Genomic DNA, 18,860 nt, shown 5'->3' on the forward strand with positions numbered 1-18,860 from the left:
TTCCTTACCCCATTAAAGAACTTAATGTTTATATTTTAGTTAAATATTGGGGCCGTTAGAGAATTGTAAATTTTATTTTTTTGAATTCAATATTTCATTAAATCCTTCTTCACCAATTTTTTCTTGAATTTCACTAAGAAGAAGACTGGTACGTTCTTCCTCTTGTCTTGATCCTATTTTATGATAATATTCGACTGCCTGGGCAAGGAGAGGAATTGCCATTGCTAAATTGTCTTTATAAAAATAAGTGACTCCTAAATCAGCGGTACTATCTGCTATATCTTTTATATTACCGATCTGATGCCTTACGTTTAAACTTTCCTCAAATTCTATAAGGGCCTGATCAAATGAATATTGACGTAGATGAAGCCAACCTAAATTATAGCGTGTATCACCTATTGACCTCTGATTGCCAATTTGCTGACTAAGATGCAATGATCCTGAAAGATTTATAAAAGCCTGCTTATAATTATTTTGAAGAAGATAGGCTCGCCCTAAATTATGGAGTAGGTGAATTTCCATCATTTTATCTCCGATCTGTTTAGCAATCGCATAACATTTCTCGTAATTTACTATTGCCTGCTCGTAATTTCCTTGATCTTGATAGTAAGTGCCAATATTCATTATTGCCCTAGCTTCTCCTCTTACATCACTAATTTGCTGAGCAAGCCTTAAACTCTGAGTAAAAAACGGGAACGCTTCCATATAATTCTTATTCAAAGCATGAAGCTGACCAATATTATTAAGAGTTTGACTTTGACCTCTCAAATCTTTCGCTAAATATCTAAAATGAAGACTTTGTTCAAAGTAGTTTAAAGCAACTTTAGGGTCTCCCTTTGTGTCAACATGGATTTGTCCTAGATTATTAAGAAGAATTCCGATCTGTTTAGTATTACCCAAATTCTTAGCAATACCTAGGCGTTTCTCAAAGAATTCTCTAGCTAAACCATATTTACCCTGAGTAGCATAAACTTGACCAATATTAGTATATATAGCTTCTTCAATTTGTATATCGCCAATCTGTTGAGCGATATCTAAACATTTTTCATAATAGTTTAAGGCTTTATAGTAATCACTTTGTTTAAAACAGAGTTGACCTAATATATTAAGTGCATTAATATTGATTTTCAAGCTAATATTTTTACTTAATATTTCTAAACATAATTCCCGACTTGTTGCATATAAACCAATCAATTCATGATATTCTACTATTTGAAAGAAAATCAAGGCATACTCATTCCAAGCTTGAGCTTGCTCAAAATATGTCTTCGCAAAAAATTTATCCTCCAGGTTAGGTCGACCTTTAAAAAATAGGCCCGCCTGAAAAGATAATTCCTTAAATCGTTTTTCAGGTAATATCTCTTGTTTTCTCATCCATTCTCGAGTTAAAGCATGTACCTCTAACATTTGTTCTTTTTCATCCCAAGCACAAAGAGAACAGGCGCTTAAAGCCGTTACAAGGGGGATCAGTTCGTCAATTGATATCTTCAGAATAGAAACCAAAACTGCCAATGGATTACGACCGACTAATACAGATGCTACCTCAAATAGATTCTGCTCTACTTCATACAGTTGCCTATAAAGGCGATCTAACATTAGATCTTCAAAAACTCGATTTTCTACATTTCCTATTAAGGCATCAAATTGGGGCAGATTGAACGTATGTGTGTAGCGCAAAAGCCCTTCTAGAAACTGGAGAGCACGAGGGTGTCCATCTATCCGACGATCTAAAACTACGCGCTCCTGGAGCGAGAGCTTACGAAGCGTTTTGGAGTAATTGACATAACGGTACTGCTCGGCATTGGTCATTTTGTCAACGGCCAAGTGCGTTACCAGGTCTATTAGATCAGTAATCTTATACCGACTTGTAAAGAGAATGTGGCAACCTTGAGGGGCATTTTCCAGCAAGTACCGAATGAAGGCACTTAACTCAGCAGAACTAATAATTAGCCTAGAAACCTCTTCCACATCAGCTTGTACATTCTCAAAATTGTCAAAGATGAGAATGTTCCGATGGCCTTTTAGGCAATTATTTAAGAGTAGTTGCAACTTAATTATAGATGAGCTTTTAGGGTCATCTAATTGAGCCCTTAGTTGCTGTTGCCTGAACTCGTCAGGACGTGCAGTATATTTCCACCTCTCAAAAATCCGCTCCAGAATGACGGCCTCCTGGATCTCCGTACCCGTCCGAAAAATTAGAATATCATGCCCGCTTCGTTTGCGATACAAATCAGCAAAAGCCTCAGCGGTGGTAGTCTTACCCAGACCACCTAGGCCGTGTAGGCACACATGCTCACCCTGTTTGAAGCAATGCCTTAGCTGGATTAATAATCGCTTACGGCCAATAAAACCCTCTCCAATAAACTTCGTGTGTGTCCCAGCCAAAAAAGTAGTCGTTGGGTAAAACCGATTGAGGGTATCGCTATTGTACTGGCCAGGCTTGAGTAGTGAACCAATAGCCTGGTTCTGATAAAGGACCGGCGTGAACCATTCAGCTGAGGTGAAAAGCTGAGGAGCTTCAGCCCGCCGTTTATTCACATCTTTCCACAAGGCTAGCCGTGCATCATGCATGGCTTTGGTAAGCGTATCGCCGTACGCTAAGCGCGTGTACAGAGTTTCCGTGAATAAACGTGCTCCGTTATCGGTAACCGAAAATCGCATCGCTAGCACCGCTGGTAGTCCTACAGCAGCCATCTGCTCTGCCGTACTCCCTTCCGAACCCCCTACCGCTGTTTCGCAGGCACTCAGCACCAATAATTTGATGGAGGAGAACTCCCGCAATATTGTGCCTAGCTGATGGCCTGTTGTCGGTTGCTCATCCCCCTCTTCATTCTCTAAATAAAGTATGCCTGCTTTTATGGCATCCACATAGGCCCCATGTCCGCTGATGTGGACAATGTCATGGCTACGTTTCTGGAGGGCTTCTTGGATCTCCTCTAGGTTAGCACAATCCAGGATTTCCATTACCAGCCTAGGTTGTTGATCGCCTGTAGCTTCTAAGCCACGTACAGCTTCGATTATCTTACGTTGTTCATCCTCGATTTCCAGCAGTTTACTTCGTTCAGGAAGGTTTTCAGGCAGAGCTGGAATGAAGAGCAGCTTGAGGGGAGCTGCATCGGTATTAGGACTTTGCCTGTTGAAGCCATTAAGCGTTCTTTCACGACTACGAACCAAGCTAAAATTATCGCGTGGTAAACCATCACTATTACCAACAGTCAAGTGAGGCAATACTATCTCCCAGGGTATATTCTGGATTTGTTCATCATCTGTCGAGATAACTAATAGTAAATCACGAATTTTACTAGACTGGAGTAAATTCAGAAAGTCTGTACAGATTACGCCAATATCACCTGCAAAAAATGATTGATAGATTACCTTAGAAAGGCCATTTTCTAGCGTTTGGGCTGAATGAGTGGCTAAACTCTTCTGACGCATGGTCTGATCAATTCCACGGCGTAGGTTCTGAAAATCGACGACCTGCTCAAATAAGTGGCTAGAAACAGGTAGTTGAACAAGCTCCAGCAAAAGGGGAATTGATGCATCGTCTGGCCCCTTAACTGATAGCATTGCATCATAACCACTGGGGCTTTTTTCGATTCGCAGAAAAAGAATGCTATGTGGAAAATCCCGTTCAACAATATAAATTTTATCACCGATATGGACATCGCCCCCCGCGTCAATACTACCGTAAACAATGTTCTTTTGCATGAAAGTAATGTGGATAGGTAGATCAACAATGACAGATAATATTATTTAAACAGAGGCAAATCAGTACACATTATTTACTTATCAATTTTCTGTCTTACTGTCAGTTTTATCATCTCCTAGATGAAAATCTTTACCAGCTTTAACCTTTGCCCCCCCTTTCACTGTGTTTTTTTCGTAATAAGAATTATCAGTAGCAAGTCCTTTATCGCCAATATGAATATTACCATCAGCCTCAATCTCGGCATTATCTACTACATTTTTAATACTTCCAAGATGTGTTTTGTATTCTTCAAGCTTCGTTTTTAACTCATGTTGGAACTTAGGGTTCTTTAGCAACTCTTTCAGTTTAGCTTCTAATACTGCTTCCTTTGCAACCGTGGGGCTAGCTGAATCAACAACGGCCTTAGCCGTGGGGTCATCTTCCAAAAACCAAGAGCGAATCCAGAGCATAGAAGCTGTAACAAAGTCCTTGGGGAATTTTTTTACCTCTTCATTGTCGAGTATCAGATCAAACAAATACGTTTTAGCTAAGGGAATAAGTGTTTCAATCATAGTTAGGTATTATTTTGACGGGTATATAAAATTTTATTAAATTCCTCTTCACCAATTTGTTCAATGATACTAATAATAAAGCTTTCAGGTAGGTCAAAACTGGGTGAGCCAATCTTTCTATATAGATTATAGGCTTCAACTAACATAGGAATTGCCTTACCAATGTCGTGTTCTTTTTTGAAGTATGTCATCCCGATATAGCTCATTGATGTTGCAATCCCATCAAGGTTAACAAGATGTTGATATATTTTCAGACTTTTATCAAAATCTTTTAAGGCTTCTTCAGAATTATTTTTCTCAAAATGGACGACTCCTATATTATTTAATGCTTCTGCTTCACCAAGCATATACCCTATTTCTTGGCATATTTTCAAACTCTCCAGATAAAAATCCAAAGCTTGATTTAATTTATCTTGCCCTTGGTAGAGCTGTCCAATATTATTTAATAATATACCCTCGCCTTTTTTATCACCTATTTGCTGGCATATGCTTAGGCTACGCATTAAATACTTTAAAGCTAAATCTTCTTTACCTTCAGAATAGAACAATTGGCTTATATTATTTAGGACTGTTGATTCTCCTGAAATGTCATTTATCTGTTGATTTATATGAAGACTTCTCTCAAAAAAATTTAAGGCCTGCATATTGTTACCTTGTGCAACATTAACTTGGCCAAGATTATTCAACTGAGCCCCTTCACAACGCCGGTCACCAACTTGCTGGCTTATCAAAAGGCTTTTCGTATAATACTCTATTGCTTGGTTATAATTACTTTTAAATTTATGAATCTGGCCTATATTGCTATATATACGACCCTCATTTTCTATATCTCCATTTTGGAGACATATATTCAAGCTTTTTCCTAAATAATTCAAAGCAAGCTCATAATTACCTTGAGTCTCATATATTTGACTAATACTAGTCAGTGCAGCAGACTCACTTTCTAAATTACCTGATTGCTGACTTATTTCTAAACATTGTACTAAACACTCCAAAGCTAAATCATACTTACCTTGTGCAATATAAATTTGGCCAATACTATTCATAGAAGTCAATTCGCTTCTTTGATCATTATTTTTTCGGCTAATTCCCAAGCTTTGACTTAAATGCTCTGTAGCCAAAGCATAATTATCAGCATTAAGTGCATTTGCTCCTAATCTATTTAAAGCATCAGAATTTATTTCCGGAGATAGATTCTTGGAAAATACTTCTAGTGCTAAGTCTCGAGATAGGTTAAGTAACCCTACACGACTAAAATAATCTTCTAACCTAAAAGCTACTCCAACATAGTGTTCAAATGATTTGGCTTGTTCAAAGTAGGCTTTTGCTGCAAATCCATTTTCAACAGTTGGCTTTCCATAAAAAAACATTCCTATAAGGTGAGATATCGCCTTATATCGTTCAAAGTCAGGAAACTTCTGTTGCCGCATCCACATTCTTGTAAGGGCATGCACTTCAAATAATTGTTCATTATTATCCCAAGAACAAAGGCCCCAGTTACTCAAACTCATCATTACTGTAGCTAACTCGTCAGCAGGTTTCTCTAAGACAGTACACAACGCCATTAAAGGACTACGACTAAAAAAAACAGACGCAGTAGCAAACACATTTCGCTCCAATTCGCCTAAGAGGCTATCCAAACGATCTAATAGTAAGTTTTCAAAAATCTTCGATTCTACATTGCCTACAGTGATCTCAAATTGGGTTAAATCAAATGTGCGAGTATGACGTAAAAGTCCTTCTAGAAATTGAAGGGCACGAGGGTGACCATCTATTCGATGATCTAGAACTTTGCGCTCCTGGAGCGAGAGATTACGAAGCGTTTTGGAGTAATTGATATAACGGTACTGTTCAGCATAGGTCATCTTGTCAACGGCCAAGTGCGTTACCAGGTCTGTTAGATCTGCAATCTTATACCGACTTGTAAAGAGAATGTGGCAACCTTGAGGAGCATTTTCCAGCAGGTAACGAATAAAGGTTTGTAAACTTTTCGAGATAATTACTTGCTGTTGCTTACCTTCATCATCGGTTTGTAGATCTTCAAAATTATCGAAGATCAGGATGACATTTCTTCCTTTCAGACAGTTATCAAGTAAAAGTTGCAATTTGTCTGTAGGGGATTTTCGGGGATCGTCTAGCCATGCTTTTAGTTGCTGTTGCCTGAACTCGTCAGGACGTGCAGTATATTTCCACCTCTCAAAAATCCGCTCCAGAATGACGGCCTCCTGGATCTCCGTACCCGTCCGAAAAATTAGAATATCATGCCCGCTTCGTTTGCGATACAAATCAGCAAAAGCCTCAGCGGTGGTAGTCTTACCCAGACCACCTAGGCCGTGTAGGCACACATGCTCACCCTGTTTGAAGCAATGCCTTAGCTGGATTAATAATCGCTTACGGCCAATAAAACCCTCTCCAATAAACTTCGTGTGTGTCCCAGCCAAAAAAGTAGTCGTTGGGTAAAACCGATTGAGGGTATCGCTATTGTACTGGCCAGGCTTGAGTAGTGAACCAATAGCCTGGTTCTGATAAAGGACCGGCGTGAACCATTCAGCTGAGGTGAAAAGCTGAGGAGCTTCAGCCCGCCGTTTATTCACATCTTTCCACAAGGCTAGCCGTGCATCATGCATGGCTTTGGTAAGCGTATCGCCGTACGCTAAGCGCGTGTACAGAGTTTCCGTGAATAAACGTGCTCCGTTATCGGTAACCGAAAATCGCATCGCTAGCACCGCTGGTAGTCCTACAGCAGCCATCTGCTCTGCCGTACTCCCTTCCGAACCCCCTACCGCTGTTTCGCAGGCACTCAGCACCAATAATTTGATGGAGGAGAACTCCCGCAATATTGTGCCTAGCTGATGGCCTGTTGTCGGTTGCTCATCCCCCTCTTCATTCTCTAAATAAAGTATGCCTGCTTTTATGGCATCCACATAGGCCCCATGTCCGCTGATGTGGACAATGTCATGGCTACGTTTCTGGAGGGCTTCTTGGATCTCCTCTAGGTTAGCACAATCCAGGATTTCCATTACCAGCCTAGGTTGTTGATCGCCTGTAGCTTCTAAGCCACGTACAGCTTCGATTATCTTACGTTGTTCATCCTCGATTTCCAGCAGTTTACTTCGTTCAGGAAGGTTTTCAGGCAAAGCTGGAATGAAAAGCATCTTAAGGGGTGCTGCTTCAACTGCCAGTCCCTGTAGATTAAATCGTTGCAAGTTATCAACCTGACTGCGAATCAAGCCAAAGCTATTTTTTGGCAAATCATAGCCTCCGCCATGAGTTAATCGAGGTAATACTATTTCCCAGGGTAGACCCTGTATTTGCTCATCCTCGGTTGAAATAACTAACAATAGATCCCTAATCTTATTTGTTTGCAGCAAATCGAGAAAATCATGACAAACAGTACCAATGTCTCCAGAGAAAAAGGTTTGATATAGATTTTCGATGAGAACATTTTCCTGCTCCTTAGGCAGTTGAGTATCAAACCCACTCAGATATCCATCACTCCCTCGTCGTAAGTTTTGAAAATCTTCTACTTGACCAAATAAGTCTTCTGAAATAGATAGCAGAACGCTTTCTCGAAATAGTTGAATAGACTTATCATCATCTGCCTTTACAAATAACATGGCCTCGTAACCTTGCCTTGCTTTCTCAATCCGTATAAACAGAACACTGTGGGACAAATCTCTCTCAGTAACATAATAGTTATCACCAATATGAACATCTCCTCCTGCCGTAATACTACCATATACAATATTCTTCTGCATGTCGATTGGGAATGTGGAGCAATAGTTAAGTCAACAATTGAAATGGAATATTATAAGTAAAAGAAGCTTTACAAATAAAATGTCAACAGCCTAGGGTATTCAATTGATTAACGGCTTATCGCTTTCCGATAAGGTATGCAATGCAGAAAAGGCCCCCTATACCCCCTTTTTACCGGCTTCTTTTTAGCTCTCCCTAACCCCTGCGGATAAAATTCATAAAAAGGCGATTTATGACCCTTTTATTTCGAGATGACCTAGAGACTAGACTGCTTCTCACACCGTTGAAGGTAACTAAAGCCTTGCATAGAGCTCTACTTCACAATTTTTGAGCTTATGAGAACTATAGGTTTACGCTGTAATGTCGTTGAATTCTATATAAAAGGGACTAGAGCTCGTCTTACTCGTCCTCATCACCTACAAAGCGATAATTAATCTAAGTTGTATGTCACAAGTTTGTTTCGAGGGTATAGGCTATCAAAAACAACACGATTTTAATAAGGAAACCGGCTTCAGTAACGGCATGAATTTTCTTAGGAAATCGCATCGTAATCTGGCTAAAGGCCTGCTCAATCCGTTGGCGAAGTTGCTTTTTGTAAGCAGCTTCCCAAGCTTGATCGGGGCGTTGGCTATTACTTTTTCGTTGTATTCTTAAATTAACCTCCTCACCCTCAGCATACAAATCCTCTTGCTCGTAATCGGTGTAGCCCGAGTCCCCATAGACTTCGCTACCTGCTGGCAACGTCAAATGCATCATCTGAAGCGCCGTCACATCCACATACGAACCCGGCAGAATAAAAAACTGAACCGGTTGCTTGTCGCGGGTGGTGATGAGTTGAACACGAAAGCCAAAAAAGAATCGACGCTTCGACGCAATCTTCCCTCGATATTCCTCCCCTTTGACTAACCGCGATCGGCCAATGCGGATGTTGTCACAAACTGCCACAGGAAACGAATCGATCAGGTATTCTCCGCTCAGATTGAGTGCTTTGAAAAAATCAGCCAGATAGTAGAACAAGGCACTCAGTGTGGTCGCCAGGCGGTGAAGACGACGATTGAACGCCGATTTCTCAAGCATGACAATACCTTGCTTATCAGCCATGTAGAGCATAGCCGAGGCTTGATTGCCACCAAAGAAACGGGCCGATATGATGGCGGTTGTCAACACGATACTGTCGCTAACTTTAGGAGTTGTCTGGGGTTTTACACTCCCCTGATTTTTGCCCACTTCGATGAAATAATCATCCAAAAAGCAATAAATTGCCACTACTTTCTCAGACATAGCTGGTTAGATTTACCTCTGTTTTCGCACTTCAAAGGTAGTCTGGCTTGTGCTATGTCTGTTTTTTTAAGGGGTTTGCCTATCAAATCAATCGCCTTTCATACAACTTAGATTAATTAGGTACATTACCAAACTTACATGTTCCGTCGCCTTGAGGTTCTGGTTTATCGCTCTGAGCCAACATATTCTTACCTAGGAATATCAGCATAGGGGCGCTTGGTGGGTGGTATAGTTTTGTAACTCGGCAACCGACCGCAACTCGGCTACCGTCTAGCCTATTTTCGTAGATTGTTTCAGTCTTTTCGTATTCATACCCTAGGGCCTCTTTGAGCTGGGCAACTCGTAAACTATGACGAGTAAAGGCTTTGCATTGGGCTTGCCAATGACTAAGATGTAGATCTTGCTCTTGGCGAACTCGCCTGTAAAAGTGATCCCGGTTCATACCCAGAAAGTCAGCCACAGCCCCACCGCTTGAACCTGCTTTTAACATTTGTTCTACTAAGGTCCAATTAATTGCTTTTATTGGTCTGCCACCTTTGTTGATTTTACTCACGTTTTAAAAAGGGTAAAGTTTGAAGCTAGAAAGTGGAAAAACTAGGTCACCTAGGCCGTAATTCATAAAAGGCGTTAATGCACATCTACCCTAGGTTTTTAAGAATAAATCGTATACACCTAGGCTCGATTTATCTAATTCTTACTTTTCTCTAAAATAGCTAATTCTTACGGATTATTTATATACCTTGGCTTTTGTGATGTAACTAACTCCTACATTACTTCATGCCTCTCAAATACACCTATTATATCACATTTTAATAAATGAGCAAGAAAACTCTTTCCGAGCGAGACATCTGTACTAAATTTGTTCTAGCAGAATAAGAGCAGGCCGACTGGAAAGATAAGTTCTTAGAAGAGGTTTATTTACAGGCGGCCATATTCGCTTTGTAGGTGCCGGCACGTGGACAGTTGAAGTGAACAGGCTACATCTGTATTATGAGCCTATTAGTTCAGTGACCATTGTTAAATAAGCACACGATTACTGCTGGTTTTACGATAAGCTTTAGAAAATTCTCGAATCCTGGATACTACTTGCGTTTTCAGCGGTAATGAATAGACTTGTTGTGATGGTGATTATGAGGAACTTAGCTAAAAAACGGGCTCTATGCCGCAGGTTTGAAAACCTGCATCAGAGGCTCCTAAGGCTGCTTTGATCTGCATAGCTCATAAAATCGGCTGAATTCGCCTTTTTAAGTCTTTTATTATAGGAACAACATTGTTTATTAAGTTGCTGAATAACAAAGAATTGGCCCTCATTAACCCATCGCAACAACTCTAATGAGGTCCCTGCAATATTGAATAATTCAAAATATAAAAATTTGTGTTTTGTATAAGTTTATTATCTAATCCAAGCTTCAATTTTATTAATTAAACTCTTCTTTAATTCTTCCGGGGTATTATAAAGTATATGTGGAAAGTGGTTTGTATCAAAATGTGAATCAAATGAATCGTTTCGGCAGCAGTAAATAACCTGCTTATCTTGTCCTAAAGCAAAGCCACTTTCAAAGTAAACCCCCTTTTTCTGTTCGGTAAAATCAGCAATGCAAAAGCGGCATGCTCGCAAGCCAGCTATGATTGCATCATTTATAGTTGATGCGCTATGATAGTGCTTTTCATCAACTAAATAGGGCGTATACCCAGTATCTTCACAAGCCGCTTTTATGGCTTCTCTTATGTCCTTTATGTCTTTACTATCACTAAAAGACATGGCTATAAAGCAGTTCTTTGAATTTTTCCCTTCGCTCTGAAGCTGTACTAAATGCGATAAACCTTTATAGGTTATACGGTATTGGTTTAGAATATATCTATTCTGGTCTTTATATTCATGAAATCCACCATCTATAAGACCAGCCACATGAAGGGACCGAGCATAGAAGTGAAATTCTTCTATTGTACGAAAGAATAATTTTTTATAATAAGAGGGGTCATTACTATTATGAATATTTAATGGCCCTACAAGCTCTCCATCATAGGTTTGGCGAGCGAATAAATTTAAAAATAAATTATCATATTTCTCCTGCGCAGAATGAGGATAGCCGCCTTCTTTTAGGCGCTGCTTTATATCATCTAAGGCAATTAGAATATATCCTAAATTGTCAAAATTGTATACGAATTGACCATTGAGAAAGATACTAGCAACTATGTATTTATTTTCCTTATAAATAGGGTCTGTGTCCCACTGTTTGTAATCTAAAGGCAATTTAATGCCCATGTTTTTGCCGTCAATATCAATTAAATATACATACTGATTTTCAATGACGTGAGACGACTTAGCAGGTAATTCAGTAATTGGGCAGTTTTCAAGGGCATCCATCTCTTCTAATTTAATATTTAGCTCCCAAGTTAATATTAATAGACAAAAAAGCCCGGCCTTAATCTGAACCAGGCTTTCTAACTACCTGCTTAACCAATTTTATTCCTGTGCTAATCGGTCTTTTTCTACCTTGGCATTGGCCCGGCGTACCTTTAAATTGCTGTCCTGCAAATACAGCCGAATAAGTTGCTTCATCAATAGCTTCTTCCGTTTCAACCTAATGGCACTGGTCAGACTGTGAACCGGGTTATAGGTTTGTGCAGTCAAACCAACTTAGTGAATGCACAACCTACTCTACACCTTGCTGCTCCTGGGCGTCCTGGCCTGTACCGGCCCGCCCCACGACCCCATTTCGCCCAATGACCCAACCGATGAGACCCAGCCGGAATCATCGGCACCGGGCTTTGGCACCTCAAAAAGCCGTCCGGAAGGAATACCGTTCGCGTTTCCAGCGGGTATCTCACTCGTTCAGAAACCCCGCGTCGATGGTGACTGCTGGAGTGAGGCCCGTAAGCAGAAAAAAGTAAAAGGCTCAGGTGGGGCCGTCGGGTTTTGTCTCACATTCAGTAACGCCAATGACTATCCGGTACGGGTCGAGATACCGCCCGGCCTCATCTGGGTCGCGGAAACGAATGAATCCTTTCAGGATATTTCACAGAATGGGATCATCGTAAAAACGGTTACGGTGCTGGTGCCGGCCCATGCTATTGAAACTGCCTGGCTCATTGCGTATTGCATCAACGTTGACCGGAGTGGAAGTCGACCTGGCGATAGCTACGAGATTCAGCCGATTCAGAGTAATCATCCGGGTATCCAGTCGCTGGCTAGTCAACTGGCCAACAAGAAGATCAACGAGGAGGAATACACGACTGAACCAACCACCGCCGAACGGCAGCAACTAGCCTTTGTACAGGTAGCGGTCAATGATGTAGAAACGTACGGAAGCGTACAGCCAAGTACGCAGGTGTACCTCAATCAACTGCCCAATGCGAAGTAAAGCAACAGAAGTAAATTTTCCCCTGATCTCAAGATAGTTTATTGGCTACACGGTTTTACTGTTTCGCCAGGCCTGCCAGGCTCCGGTAGACCATAGCGCCCAGATTACCAAAATCGGCTGAAACACCAGCCGAATGGCGCGGGCTCGATCGGTCGATAAACCGAATGCGTCGGTATGATTGACGAATTGGGCGATGTTCCCCGGGAAGATTAACACAAAAAAGGCAGCTACTGCCCAGCCAACCTGTACCCGTTGCCGAGCCAAAAAAATAAGCGCCAGGCCCAGCGTAATCTCAGCAATGCCGGACAGGATAACCACTAAATCACCATTGAGCGGCACCCATTGGGGCACTTGGGCTAAAAATTCAGTTCGGGACCAGGTCAGGTGAGCTGTCCCGGCAAAACTTAGCGCCAGGCCCAGTAAAATCCGGCCAATAGTCTGAGCGATATTGGTCTTTTGTACCCCATTCGTTGGAACCATCATAGACAATTTTAGTCGATTACGTTTACCTTGCAATCTACAGTATCTAGTGCTCATTCACCACCTACATGACTATCTGGTATTTAACTGATCTGATTGGAGTCGCCGTATTTGCTATTTCGGGCGCGTTGTCGGCGTTGAGTAAAAAAATGTACCCCGATTTGATCAGTCTCTTTTTCGTCGGTTTTCTGACCGCAATTGGTGGCGGTACCTTACGGGATATTATCATGGGTGCCTATCCAATTGCCTGGATACGGGATCCTAACTACTTGATTGTCATTAGCGCTAGCGTAGTTACAGCGATTTTATGTCGCAGATGGTGGTTAGGAAAACTTCAACGGCCGTTGCTCCTGTTCGATACGCTTGGCGTTGGTATTTATACAATTTTAGGTATGCAGAAAGCCCTCTCGGCCAATGTCAACGAATGGGCAGCCATGCTACTGGGGGTCATTTCAGCCCTGTTTGGCGGAGTTATACGGGATGTTTTAGTCAATGACCTCCCGGTTATTTTTAGCCGACAGCTTCATGTTACGCCTTGTCTGGCCGGAGCCGGTCTGTATTTACTGGGCCGATCCGTTCATATGGAACCTAACCTGAATTTTCTGATATCGGCAGGGCTTATCACCGTGTTTCGGCTGATGGCTATCCGTAAAGGATGGGCCTTACCCCGTATCGATAGCTGACGGGTCTCTATATCTTAGCCAATTATTAGATTTCATTCTATTTTGCGCGATTGCTTATACTTTACTAAAACGGCTTCGGTTATTGAATGAAATAGCCCAGGTTATGCTTGATTTCCTTTAACACGAAGGTGCTGTTCAGTACGCCAATGTTTTCAATTTGAGACAGTTTATACTTAACAAAGTCGTGGTATTCGTTCAGGCTGCTGACGTGAATCTTCAGCAGAAAATCGACCTGACCCGCCATGTGATAGCACTCCTGCACTTCTTCCAGTTTCTGCACCTCTTCTTCAAACTTGTCGATAAACGCTTTGTCATGGTAGCGCATCGATACCTGACAAAACGCAGTAATTGGCTGGCCTAACAGGTTTTTATCCAGCACAGCCACGTATTGCTTAATAAATCCCAGGGTTTCTAGCCGCCTGATCCGCTCGTACACCGGCGATAATGTCAGCCCGAGTTGAGCGGCCAATTCTTTCGTGGTCAGCTTGGCATCCTGCTGTAAGAGTCGCAGAAGTTGTTTATCCACATCATCTATCCCTTCCATACCGAAAATTTTTCTACAGAGTGGTTTATTCTCGATTCACCTCAAGTGAATTTATTGGCAAATAAGTCATATTCCCATAAAATTCACGGATTTTACATCACTATATTCATTTATTATCTAGTAAATTAACTTTGTACCATAATTACATAGCTGTTTTTCAATAACGATTTACTAACTCGTTTCGTCCTTACTCAACTTTCTTACCCCTTCGTTATGCAGCGAGAAACCGTTTTAATTATTGGAGCCAATGGGCAAATCGGCACGGCCCTGCTTCCTCAATTACAGGCGCAGTTCGGTAGCACAAACGTCATTGCGGCCGATCTTCGAAAGCCATTAACTGAACCAGGCATCTTTGAAGTACTGGACGCCACCAAACCGGAAGCTCTGACCGACGTAGTACGCAAATACCGGGTTACGCAGATATACCACCTGGCGGCTATTCTGTCGGCAAAAGGAGAGAGTGATCCGTTATGGGCCTGGAATCTGAACATGCAGACCTTGCTCAATGTGCTGGAAGTATCCCGGCTGCACAACATTAAAAAGGTGTTTGTGCCCAGTTCGATTGCCGCGTTTGGGGAGCATGCGCCTAAGTACGAAACCCCGCAAACCTCTCTGCTCGATCCCGCTACGGTATATGGTATTAGTAAGGTTGCTGCCGAAAACTGGTCGCTATATTACCACAAACGGTACGGGCTGGATATACGCTCCTTACGGTATCCGGGTGTTATCAGTTACCAGTCGATGCCCGGTGGAGGAACCACTGATTATGCCGTAGCCATCTTCCACGCGGCCCTCCAGGGGAAACCATTTGACTGTTTTCTGTCGGAAGACACGCTCCTGCCTATGATTTATATGGACGATGCCCTGCGGGCAACACTTGAACTGATGGAAGCGCCCGAATCTCAGATCAGCGTTCGAACCTCCTATAATCTGGCGGGTATGAGCTTTACCCCGGCCGAATTGACAGCTGCCATCCAAGCCTATTTCCCTGCTTTCGAAACGCAGTATAAACCGGATTTTCGACAGGCGATTGCCGACTCATGGCCCAAATCCATTGACGATTCGGTAGCGCGGCAGGATTGGGGTTGGAAACCAGCCTTCGATTTACCCAAAATGACTACCGAAATGATTACTAACCTGACTGTGGTGTATCCGCCATTGGTCTCAGCCCCCTAAGCATCATGTACGGAACTATCAAAGAACAACTTCAGCAGGAACTGAACAGCATTAAAGAAGCTGGCCTCTATAAGTCCGAACGGATCATCGTTTCGCCCCAGTCCTCCGTCATTGCCATTCATGGTGGACGTGAAGTACTTAATTTTTGTGCTAATAATTACCTGGGTTTATCCTCCCATCCAGACGTGGTTGCGGCTGCGCACGACACGCTGGATAGTCACGGGTTTGGCCTATCGTCGGTACGATTTATCTGTGGTACTCAGGATATTCATAAGGAGCTGGAACGTCGGACTGCCGAGTTCGTTGGGGCCGAAGACTGCATCCTCTACGCAGCCGCCTTCGACGCTAACGGTGGGGTGTTTGAACCCCTGCTGGGCGAAGAAGACGCCATCATTTCGGATGAATTAAATCATGCTTCGATAATTGATGGGATTCGCTTGTGTAAGGCAAAACGCTTCCGCTATAAACACAATGACATGGCGGATCTGGAAACTCAATTACAGGCAGCGGCATCGGCCCGGCGTATTTTAGTTGTTACAGATGGGGTTTTCTCAATGGATGGCACCATTGCCCAACTGGACAAAATCTGCGATCTGGCCGATCAATACGGGGCTATGATCATGGTTGACGAATGCCATGCCAGTGGCTTTATGGGAAAAACGGGCCGGGGAACGCCTGAATACCGGAACGTCCTGGGCCGCATTGATATCATAACCGGCACCTACGGAAAAGCCCTTGGCGGTGCGTCGGGTGGCTTTACGGCAGCTCGAAAAGAAATTGTGGAATTACTCCGGCAGCGGTCTCGTCCGTACCTGTTTTCCAACACTTTAGCTCCTTCTATCGTTGGCGCGTCCCTGAAAGTACTGGATATTCTGGAAGGGTCAACCGCGTTGCGCGATAAACTGGAGGCCAATACCCGTTATTTCCGCGAGGCCATGACAGCTGCCGGATTCGACATTTTGCCGGGCGAGCATCCCATTGTTCCGATTATGCTTTATGATGCTCCCTTAGCACAGGAGTTTGCTGCCCGACTGTTACAGGAAGGCATCTATGTAATTGGGTTCTTTTATCCCGTTGTTCCAAACGGGAAAGCCCGTATTCGGGTGCAGATTTCGGCGGGTCATGAACTGGAACATCTGCAACAGGCCGTAGCTGCCTTCACGAAAGTTGGTCAGGAACTTGGCGTGCTAAAGATTCGTGAAACTGTCGGTTAACGATCTGTTTCGAACGTGCCAAAAAACGGCTCTTTCTTAACCTGGAACGAGCCGTTTTTTGGCGCCTACATCGGTCTGCTTACCAATTCCAATTAAGATTGGCGAGTAGTGGTAAGTAATAAATTTACCGGTGACAAAACGATTAGCAGTACTCTGTTTTAATTGACTTTCCGACTACAACTTTTGCCGTTTTGGCTACAGTTCAGTTCCGCATACGGGTGAATTTTGCAGCAGAAAAAAAATGCGTTAAACAGTCACTGGTTATGGAAAATGGAATTGACGGTAAAGTTGTAGCCATCACAGGGGCTAGTAGCGGAATAGGGGAAGCCATTGCCCTCCTGCTCGCTAACCGAGGGGCCAAAGTCGTTCTGGGCGCGCGCCGGTCAGATCGGCTGGCGGAGCTTGAAGCCCGCATCAGATCGGCGGGTGGCGACGCTGTTCATGTGCTCACAGACGTTAAACGAAGGGGTGACTTAGTACGCCTTGTCGACGTAGCCTGTGAACGTTACGGCAAACTTGATGTTATGATCAACAATGCAGGCATGAGTCAGCTCTCCCGTATCGACGAACTGGATGTTGAGGGATGGGAGGAAATGATCGATGTGAATCTTAAAGGTGTATTATACGGGATTGCCGCTGCCATTCCTGCTTTTCAGAAACAAGGTTCAGGCCATATCATCAACATTATTTCGACCTCAGGTATAAAGATTGTACCTATGCAAGGCGTATATGCTGGTACCAAAAATGCGGTTCGCACCATAAGCGAAGCCATGCGTCAAGAGTCGGGCGGACGGTGGCGGGTAACGGGTATATCGCCGGGGTTTGTACAGACTGAATTCGCCAATACGATAAAAGATCTCTCCATGAAGGCCGCTGTCCTTGACAAGATGGGATCGATTGCTATTTCACCCGATGCCATTGCCAGGGCCGTTGCCTTCGCCATTGAGCAACCCGCCGATGTTGAGCTGGGTGATATGGTTATTCGGCCAGCCATACAGGATTGAATTTTTAAGCCTGTTTACCCCTAAATCCCCTGAAGGGCAGAGCTTTAAGTTCTATCGTCTTTACCCCCCTCCCCCTAAAGGGGCAGTACTCCGAAGTGAATTTTCTCCCCCTTCAGGGGGCTGGGGGTAAACAAGTTGTCAAAAAAAATGAAAGCAGAGAATCAAAAACCGTATGTATTTGCCAGCATTTCTGAGCTGATGAAGCGGTTGGAACAACCTAAACCGGTGCATCCGCTCATTGCGTTAGTCAACTACGATACGACTAGGGTGAGTCTTGCCGATGCAGGTGCATCGTTTAGTATTAATTTCTACAAAATCTCCTTCAAGCATACGTTCAAAGGACAGGTAAAATATGGCCAGGGGTACTATGACTTTGAAGAAGGCGGATTAGCGTTTTTAGCACCCAATCAGGTAGTTACCATGTCTGGTGACGAAAGCAGCTATGATGGGTATTCTCTTTATTTTCATCCCGACTTTATCCGGCATTATCCACTTGGCAAAACAATCAGTAAGTACGGTTTTTTTTCGTACGCCGTTTCCGAAGCGCTGTTTTTATCCGACAGGGAAAAACAGATTATAGCGGCTCTCTTTGCCACAATCGCCACTGAGTTAGATACCAATATTGATAGCTTTAGTCAGGATGTGCTGGTCACGCAAATTGAACTCTTGCTAACCTACAGCAACCGCTTTTACAATCGGCAATTTCTCACCCGTAAGGCTGTTTACAACGATATGATCGCTAAACTGGATGGATATCTGGCATCGCGGCTCGGTACCCAACAATCCTTGTTAGCTGGCTTACCCTCGGTTAAGGAACTAGCAGACTATCTTGCCGTTTCGCCCCGGTTTCTAACCGATATGCTGAAGTCGCTTACCGGCCAAAGTACGCAGCAATACATCCATAATTGGCTGATTGAGCAGGCAAAAGATAGGCTAAGCACCAGTCGGCTAACGGTTGCCGAAATTGCCTATGAGCTAGGCTTTGAACATCCGCAGTCGTTCAATAAACTATTTAAGCAAAAGACGAACGTGTCGCCGGTAGAATTTCGGCTATCGTTTCACTAACTTTCATTGTATTTACCATAGAGGCACAGCGA

14 protein-coding genes are annotated in these 18,860 nt (G+C 43.1%); 6 read left to right on the forward strand and 8 right to left on the reverse strand.

What is annotated here, in order from left to right; all coding sequences use genetic code 11:
- Positions 1-72: 72 nt before the first annotated feature.
- The 6 genes from EXU85_RS22745 to EXU85_RS35465 all read right to left on the reverse strand — a co-directional run bounded on the left by EXU85_RS22745 (position 73) and on the right by EXU85_RS35465 (position 11,932).
- A complete protein-coding gene (locus tag EXU85_RS22745; RefSeq protein WP_142774288.1) occupies positions 73-3,708 on the reverse strand; it encodes a tetratricopeptide repeat protein in 3,636 nt (1,211 codons plus the stop codon).
- Between the two features lie 81 nt (positions 3,709-3,789).
- Entirely contained in the window at positions 3,790-4,260 is a 471-nt protein-coding gene (locus tag EXU85_RS22750; protein WP_142774289.1) for a hypothetical protein, read from the reverse strand.
- A gap of 2 nt (positions 4,261-4,262) precedes the next feature.
- Positions 4,263-8,018: a tetratricopeptide repeat protein gene (locus tag EXU85_RS22755; protein WP_142774290.1), complete on the reverse strand. Its 3,756-nt coding sequence runs from the start codon at positions 8,016-8,018 to the stop codon at positions 4,263-4,265.
- Between the two features lie 445 nt (positions 8,019-8,463).
- On the reverse strand, positions 8,464-9,297 hold the full coding sequence (locus tag EXU85_RS22760) for an IS982 family transposase (RefSeq protein WP_142774291.1): 834 nt from the start codon (positions 9,295-9,297) through the stop codon (positions 8,464-8,466).
- A 1,393-nt stretch (positions 9,298-10,690) separates the two neighbouring features.
- Positions 10,691-11,665 carry a hypothetical protein gene (locus EXU85_RS22765; RefSeq protein ID WP_142774292.1) on the reverse strand — a complete coding sequence of 325 codons (975 nt, stop codon included), beginning with the start codon at positions 11,663-11,665 and terminating at the stop codon, positions 10,691-10,693.
- A gap of 99 nt (positions 11,666-11,764) precedes the next feature.
- Positions 11,765-11,932 (reverse strand): hypothetical protein, encoded by a 168-nt coding sequence (locus tag EXU85_RS35465; RefSeq protein ID WP_168207851.1) that lies wholly within the window; start codon positions 11,930-11,932, stop codon positions 11,765-11,767.
- A gap of 13 nt (positions 11,933-11,945) precedes the next feature.
- On the opposite strand from EXU85_RS35465, the gene EXU85_RS22770 reads away from it, so the two are divergent.
- A complete protein-coding gene (locus EXU85_RS22770) occupies positions 11,946-12,662 on the forward strand; it encodes a hypothetical protein (protein WP_142774293.1) in 717 nt (238 codons plus the stop codon).
- 45 nt (positions 12,663-12,707) lie between these two features.
- Here EXU85_RS22770 and EXU85_RS22775 read toward each other — a convergent pair whose 3' ends face one another.
- Entirely contained in the window at positions 12,708-13,145 is a 438-nt protein-coding gene (locus EXU85_RS22775) for a hypothetical protein (protein WP_246859204.1), read from the reverse strand.
- 65 nt (positions 13,146-13,210) lie between these two features.
- On the opposite strand from EXU85_RS22775, the gene EXU85_RS22780 reads away from it, so the two are divergent.
- Positions 13,211-13,825, forward strand: a complete 615-nt coding sequence (locus EXU85_RS22780; protein WP_142774294.1) for a trimeric intracellular cation channel family protein — start codon at positions 13,211-13,213, stop codon at positions 13,823-13,825.
- Between the two features lie 79 nt (positions 13,826-13,904).
- On the opposite strand, the gene EXU85_RS22785 is transcribed toward EXU85_RS22780, so the two are convergent.
- Complete coding sequence (locus EXU85_RS22785) at positions 13,905-14,369, reverse strand: Lrp/AsnC family transcriptional regulator (RefSeq protein WP_142774295.1); 465 nt, start codon at positions 14,367-14,369, stop codon at positions 13,905-13,907.
- Positions 14,370-14,582: 213 nt separating this feature from the next.
- On the opposite strand from EXU85_RS22785, the gene EXU85_RS22790 reads away from it, so the two are divergent.
- The 4 genes from EXU85_RS22790 to EXU85_RS22805 all read left to right on the forward strand — a co-directional run bounded on the left by EXU85_RS22790 (position 14,583) and on the right by EXU85_RS22805 (position 18,828).
- Positions 14,583-15,545 (forward strand): NAD-dependent epimerase/dehydratase family protein, encoded by a 963-nt coding sequence (locus EXU85_RS22790; RefSeq protein WP_142774296.1) that lies wholly within the window; start codon positions 14,583-14,585, stop codon positions 15,543-15,545.
- A 5-nt stretch (positions 15,546-15,550) separates the two neighbouring features.
- Positions 15,551-16,759, forward strand: a complete 1,209-nt coding sequence (kbl, locus tag EXU85_RS22795) for a glycine C-acetyltransferase (RefSeq protein WP_142774297.1) — start codon at positions 15,551-15,553, stop codon at positions 16,757-16,759.
- Between the two features lie 263 nt (positions 16,760-17,022).
- Entirely contained in the window at positions 17,023-17,763 is a 741-nt protein-coding gene (locus tag EXU85_RS22800) for an SDR family oxidoreductase (RefSeq protein ID WP_142774298.1), read from the forward strand.
- 147 nt (positions 17,764-17,910) lie between these two features.
- Complete coding sequence (locus EXU85_RS22805; RefSeq protein WP_142774299.1) at positions 17,911-18,828, forward strand: AraC family transcriptional regulator; 918 nt, start codon at positions 17,911-17,913, stop codon at positions 18,826-18,828.
- The last annotated feature ends 32 nt before the right edge of the window (positions 18,829-18,860 follow it).

Origin of the sequence: Spirosoma sp. KCTC 42546, from assembly GCF_006965485.1 — a bacterium.
GTDB lineage: Bacteria > Bacteroidota > Bacteroidia > Cytophagales > Spirosomataceae > Spirosoma.

Bases quoted from the DNA above. Each gene is read 5' to 3' on its own strand.
- EXU85_RS22745 (WP_142774288.1), bottom strand. From the start codon at position 3,708: ATGCAAAAGAACATTGTTTACGGTAGTATTGACGCGGGGGGCGATGTC.
- EXU85_RS22750 (WP_142774289.1), bottom strand. From the start codon at position 4,260: ATGATTGAAACACTTATTCCCTTAGCTAAAACGTATTTGTTTGATCTG.
- EXU85_RS22755 (WP_142774290.1), bottom strand. From the start codon at position 8,018: ATGCAGAAGAATATTGTATATGGTAGTATTACGGCAGGAGGAGATGTT.
- EXU85_RS22760 (WP_142774291.1), bottom strand. From the start codon at position 9,297: ATGTCTGAGAAAGTAGTGGCAATTTATTGCTTTTTGGATGATTATTTC.
- EXU85_RS22765 (WP_142774292.1), bottom strand. From the start codon at position 11,665: ATGGATGCCCTTGAAAACTGCCCAATTACTGAATTACCTGCTAAGTCG.
- EXU85_RS22770 (WP_142774293.1), top strand. From the start codon at position 11,946: ATGCACAACCTACTCTACACCTTGCTGCTCCTGGGCGTCCTGGCCTGT.
- EXU85_RS22775 (WP_246859204.1), bottom strand. From the start codon at position 13,145: ATGATGGTTCCAACGAATGGGGTACAAAAGACCAATATCGCTCAGACT.
- EXU85_RS22780 (WP_142774294.1), top strand. From the start codon at position 13,211: ATGACTATCTGGTATTTAACTGATCTGATTGGAGTCGCCGTATTTGCT.
- EXU85_RS22785 (WP_142774295.1), bottom strand. From the start codon at position 14,369: ATGGAAGGGATAGATGATGTGGATAAACAACTTCTGCGACTCTTACAG.
- EXU85_RS22790 (WP_142774296.1), top strand. From the start codon at position 14,583: ATGCAGCGAGAAACCGTTTTAATTATTGGAGCCAATGGGCAAATCGGC.
- kbl (WP_142774297.1), top strand. From the start codon at position 15,551: ATGTACGGAACTATCAAAGAACAACTTCAGCAGGAACTGAACAGCATT.
- EXU85_RS22800 (WP_142774298.1), top strand. From the start codon at position 17,023: ATGGAAAATGGAATTGACGGTAAAGTTGTAGCCATCACAGGGGCTAGT.
- EXU85_RS22805 (WP_142774299.1), top strand. From the start codon at position 17,911: ATGAAAGCAGAGAATCAAAAACCGTATGTATTTGCCAGCATTTCTGAG.